The organism is Micromonospora sp. ABR4_055 (assembly GCF_056160425.1).
In genome coordinates, this window is sequence record NZ_JBSWXD010000275.1 from 1 (window position 1) to 4,013 (window position 4,013).

Genomic DNA, 4,013 nt, shown 5'->3' on the forward strand with positions numbered 1-4,013 from the left:
CCGCCAGGTCGGGCACGGCCTCGACCGGGCCGGCGGGTCGCCCATCGGCGTGCAGCAGCCGCCGCACGCCGCCGCCGCCCGGACCCGCCGCCACCGCCACCAGCACCCGACCATTGTTGCCCCGGCGTACGACAACATCGGCCCTGGTCGTGGGTGCGACGGCCGCCGGCCCGGCAGTCCCCGCGCCTGCCGGGCCGGAGGCAGGTGCTCTCCAGGTCTGATGCATGTGTGGCATCGCAATGCCACACATGCATCAGACCCGCGAACCCCAGGTGGGCAACCGTGCCGGCGGGCAATGGTCAGGATCACGTCAAGAACGCAGAAATGCGTATGTCGAGAACCTAGTGAAACATTTTTCAGGGTCAATCAGCCGGTTAGATTCGAGATCCGCCTCAATCACCGGGAGGACGATTATGAAAGCACTACGCCGTACCCTCGTCGCGTTCAGCGCAATCATCGCCGTCATGTTGCCGGCGAATGCCGCCGAGGCGGCGGTGAGCAACTACATGTGCAACCCGATCGGCGGGGTCCTGTACCAGACGAACTGGTGGTATGCCAGCAGCTGGACGTTCTACTTCGCGGTGCCCGCGTCGACCACCTATCTGTTGTCGCCGCCGCGCACCGGGGGCGCGCACATGGTCGACGTCATATACGTGCACTGACCACCACCGGCGGCCTGGAGACGTCGCCTACTTGGAGACGCTGCCGGTGAGGCCGGACTGCACCTGCCGCTGGAAGACGATGTAGACCAGCAGCACCGGCAGCATCGCCATGGTCACCCCGGCGAACAGGCCCGACCAGTCGGACTTGTAGCCCTGGTTCACCGACAGGTCGATCAGGCCCTGGGCGATCACCTGGTTCTTCGCCTCGCCGCCGTTGGGCTGCATCAGCAGGTACGGCAGGTACCACTGGTTCCACTGGCCGATCACGTTGAAGATGCCGATGCTGATCAGCCCGGGTTTCGACATCGGCAACATCACCCGGAAGAACAGTGTGCTGTGCGAGGCGCCGTCCACCATCGCCGCCTCGGCGACCGTGGTCGGCAGCGTCTTGAAGAACGAGTGCATGAAGAAGACCGTGAACGCCAGCGACCAGGCCACGTAGACGAGGATCAGCATCACGTGGCTGTTGGGGCCGAGCAGTGGGATGAACACGCCGGTGTTGTAGACACCCTTGTACAACGGCACCGCGGCCATGAACACCGGCAGGGTCAGCCCGGACAGGAACATGTAGTAGATGACCCGGTTGCCGGGGAACTCGTACCGGGCCAGCACGTAGGCGGCCATCGAACCGAGCAGCATGGTCAGGAAGACCCCGCCGCCGACGATGAGGATGGTGTTGACGAAGAAGTCGCCGATGCCGCCGTCGACCCAGGCCCGGGCGAAGTTCTCCCAGTGCAGCTGGTCCGGGATCAGCGACAGCGGCTCCCGGATGATCTGCGCGTCGTCCTTGAACGACGACATCACCACCCACAGCAGCGGCAGCACCACCATCGCGCCCCAGATCAGCAGGAACAGGTGGGAGAAGCCGTTGAAGAAGGAGTCGCTGACCGCGCCGGCCCGCCGGGGCGGCCGCGCCCGGGCGGTACGCCGACCGTCGGCGGTCTTCGACGGCGGTGGCGGCGGGCCGGCCGCGCTGGTCGGTGGGTTGGTGACAGTACTCATCGCGCGGCCCTCCCTAGAATTCGATCCGCTCACGGCGGGTGATCCGCAACTGCATCGCGGCGAGCAGCAGCGTGAAGATGGCCAGCGCGACACCGATCGCGCAGGCGTAGCCGAACTGGCCCTTGTTGAAGGCGGTGAAGTTGATGACCGACGCGAACACCTCACTGGCGTGGTCGGGGCCGCCCTGGTTGGGGGTCATCACGAAGACCAGCGCGTACATGTCCAGGGCGATGAAGCCGAGGTAGACCCAGGCGACCGAGATGCTGTCGCGCAGCAGCGGCAGGGTGATCCGCAGGAAGCTGGTCACCCGGCTGGCCCCGTCGAGCATCGCCGCCTCGAAGATGTCCTTCGGGATCGACTGCATGGCGGCGGAGAACAGCACCATGTAGAAGCCGACCCCGCCCCAGACGGCGATCAGCAGCAGCCACCACAGCACCGCCGGTACGCCGAGGAACGGCGTCGGGTCGGAGACGAACTTCAGCGGCTGCTCCGCGTCGACCAGACCGATCCTGATCAGGATGCCGTTGAGCAGCCCCTGGCTGTCGCCCCGGTAGATGGCGCCCCACATGATGGCGACCAGCACCAGGGACAGCACCTGCGGGAAGAAGAAGATCACCTTGTAGACGCCGGAGCCGCGGACGCCCCGCACGCCGGCCCTGTCCCCACGCCCGCCCACGTTGAGCAGGAAAGCAAGGAACAGGGCCAGCGCGATGGTGAACAACGGCAGGGTGACCAGGAAGAAGACGTTGTGCCAGAACGCCGTACGGATCAGCTCGTCGCCGAACATCTGGACGTAGTTGGCCAGCCCGACGAACTCCTGGGTGTCGGAGTAGCCGCCCCAGTTGGTCAGCGAGTAGCCGGCCGCCTGGGCGTACGGCCAGACGACGTAGAACACGTACAGCGCCACCGGCAGTGCCAGGAAGCCCGTCACGAACCGGGCCTTTCCGTGCTGCATCGTCAGGTCACCTTCTGCTCGGTCGGGTCAGCGGAGCGACGACTCAGGAGCGGGTGAACTTGTTCACCGCGTCGTCCGCCGCGATCTCGTCGGCCGCCTGCTGCAGGGTGTCCTGGAACTCCTTGGCGGTCATCCGACCGGCCATCAGCTCACCGATCGCGTTCTGCTCCACCTTGTCCAGGTCGGCGTACCAGTCGGGGTGACGAAACGACACCAGGTCGCCGGGGGCGTTGCTCATCAGCTCGTTGGCCGAGGTCAGCGCGGTGGAGGTGGTGACGTTGTCACCGGAGCCCTTCACCGAGGCGAGCGAGCTGGTCAGCTCGGCGAACTTGCCGGCGCCCTCCTTGGAGAGCATGGCCCGCAGGAACTCCATGCCGCCGGGGGCGTTGGCGGCCTTCTTCGGCACGATCCAGCCTTCGCCGGAGCCGGCCTGCACGGTGCCGTACGGGGCGGCGTCGGCAGCGCCGACACTCCACACCGGGGCGATCTTCATCTGGAAGCCGCTGGGGATGGTGGCCCGCATCTCGTTCTCCAGCCAGGTGCCGCAGGGCAGGAACGCCGCCTTGCCGTCCAGCCAGGCCTGCTGCGACTCGGTGTGGGTCAGGGTGTCGCTGCCGGTGAGGGTGTAGCCGTCGGCGACCATCTTCTCGACGGCGCTCATCGCGGCGGTGACCGCGTCGGTCTGCCAGGCACCTTCGGTCAGGTTGTCGATGTCGACGACCGCCTGCCGGCCACCGGCCAGCCAGATCCAGGTCATGATCGGCCAGCGCATGTAGTACGGGTACTTGCCGGCGAAGGCGAACGGCGCGACACCGGCCGCCTTGATCTTCGGGGCGAGGGTGAAGAACTCGTCGAAGCTGGTCGGCACCGCCCATCCGTTGCGGTCGAACAAGGCCTGGTCGAACCACAGACCGAACACCGTGTACGCGTAGTTGAGCTGGAAGAACTCGCCGTCGAACGTACCGTCGTCGACGGTGCCGGGCAGCAGCGTGTCGCGCACCTTGACGGCCGGGTCGTCCCAGCTCGGCGCGTCCAGCAGCGGGGTCAGCTCGGTCAGCGCGCCCTCGTTGATCAGGGTGTCGATCGCCATCAGGTCGGCGCCCGAGTTGTTGATCAGGTCGGCCGGGGTGGTGGAGAACTTCGGCTGCTGCTCGGTCTTGATCTTCTGGGTGGAGCTGAGGTTCACCGTGACGCTGTCGTGCTTGGCCACGAACAGCGTCTTGTCGAACTCGGGGTACTCGTCGCCGAGGCCGCCGTTGAACACGACGACGTCGACGCTGCTGTCGTCGGCGACACCGAACGGGTTGTCGGCGCTCTTGGCGCCGGTCTCCGTACCCGTGCCGGGGTCGCTGCCGGCACAGGCGGAGAGCAGGCCGGCCGCCGGGCCGGCCAGC

General features: G+C 66.8%; 4 protein-coding genes. 1 reads left to right on the forward strand and 3 read right to left on the reverse strand.

Annotated features, from left to right (window positions below):
• The first annotated feature begins 413 nt into the window (after positions 1 to 413).
• Positions 414 to 662, forward strand: coding sequence for a hypothetical protein (locus tag ACXAHD_RS31585; RefSeq protein WP_281555340.1), 249 nt, complete (start codon positions 414 to 416; stop codon positions 660 to 662).
• Positions 663 to 689: 27 nt separating this feature from the next.
• On the opposite strand, the gene ACXAHD_RS31590 is transcribed toward ACXAHD_RS31585, so the two are convergent.
• The 3 genes from ACXAHD_RS31590 to ngcE all read right to left on the reverse strand — a co-directional run.
• Positions 690 to 1,664, reverse strand: a complete 975-nt coding sequence (locus ACXAHD_RS31590; RefSeq protein ID WP_475055079.1) for a carbohydrate ABC transporter permease — start codon at positions 1,662 to 1,664, stop codon at positions 690 to 692.
• Between the two features lie 13 nt (positions 1,665 to 1,677).
• Positions 1,678 to 2,619, reverse strand: coding sequence for a carbohydrate ABC transporter permease (locus tag ACXAHD_RS31595; RefSeq protein WP_281555341.1), 942 nt, complete (start codon positions 2,617 to 2,619; stop codon positions 1,678 to 1,680).
• A 43-nt stretch (positions 2,620 to 2,662) separates the two neighbouring features.
• A partial coding sequence (gene ngcE, locus ACXAHD_RS31600; protein WP_475055082.1) for an N-acetylglucosamine/diacetylchitobiose ABC transporter substrate-binding protein occupies positions 2,663 to 4,013 on the reverse strand: 1,351 nt, incomplete at its 5' end.